Genomic DNA, 1,083 nt, shown 5'->3' with positions numbered 1-1,083 from the left:
TGCTCAAGCCGTACCAGATCAACATGGAGATGGTCCGGGCGGTGGGCAACCCGGCGGTGAAGGTGATGCACTGCCTGCCGGCCTTCCACGACCGCCGCACCAAGGTCGGCGAGGAGATCTACGAGCACACCGGCCTGGACGCCCTGGAGATCACCGACGAGGTGTTCGAGTCGCCGTACTCGATCGTCTTCGACCAGGCCGAGAACCGGATGCACACGATCAAGGCGATCATGGTCGCCACCCTGGGCGGCTGAGGATGCGGATCGTGATCGCCATCGGCGGCAACGCGCTGCTGCAGCGCGGCCAGAAGCCGGACGCGGCGGTCCAGCGGGCCAACGCCCTGCGCGCGGTGGCGGCGCTGGCCCCGCTCGCCGCCGAGCACGAGGTTGTGATCACCCACGGGAACGGCCCGCAGGTGGGGATGCTGGCGCTGGAGAGCGCGGCGGACCCGGCCCTGTCCGTGCCGTATCCGCTGGACGTGCTGGGCGCGCAGACCCAGGGCATGATCGGGTACTGGCTGCTGCAGGCGCTGCAGAACGTGCTGCCGGGCAAGCAGGTGGTGGCGCTGCTCGACCAGACCCTGGTGGCGTCCGACGACCCGGCGTTCGCGAAGCCGACCAAGTTCGTCGGTCCGGTGTACGACTCGGACACCGCGCACCGCCTGGCCGCCGAGCGCGGCTGGTCGATCGCGGCCGACGGGCAGTACTGGCGCCGGGTGGTGCCGTCCCCGCAGCCGCAACGGATCATCGAGACCCGGGTGATCCGCTCGCTGCTCTCCTCGGGCGCGATAGTGGTCTGCGCCGGCGGGGGCGGGATCCCGGTGGTGCGCGGCGAGGACGGGCAGCTGTCCGGGGTGGAGGCGGTGGTCGACAAGGACCTGGCCACCGAGGTGCTGGCCGAGGCCCTGGACGCGGACGCGATGCTGCTGCTCACCGACGTGCCGGCGGTGGTACGCGGCTTCGGCGGCCCGAACCCCGAGCCGATCTCGCGGTCGACGCCGGCGGCCCTGCGGCGGGAGAACTTCGCCGCGGGGTCGATGGGACCGAAGGTGGAGGCGGTGTGCCGCTTCGTCGAGATGACCGG

Annotated in this window: 1 protein-coding gene and 1 pseudogene; both read left to right on the top strand. The window is 71.7% G+C overall.

Annotated features, from left to right (window positions below):
* Positions 1-254 (top strand): annotated as a pseudogene (locus ODJ79_RS46595) (ornithine carbamoyltransferase subunit F); the annotation flags it as partial.
* A gap of 2 nt (positions 255-256) precedes the next feature.
* A partial coding sequence (locus tag ODJ79_RS46590; RefSeq protein ID WP_263030187.1) for a carbamate kinase occupies positions 257-1,083 on the top strand: 827 nt, incomplete at its 3' end.

This window comes from Actinoplanes sp. KI2 (assembly GCF_025630775.1).
Lineage (GTDB): Bacteria > Actinomycetota > Actinomycetes > Mycobacteriales > Micromonosporaceae > Actinoplanes.
The sequence above is the reverse complement of the archived record's forward strand: the minus strand, read 5'-3'. Positions and strand labels throughout refer to the sequence as shown.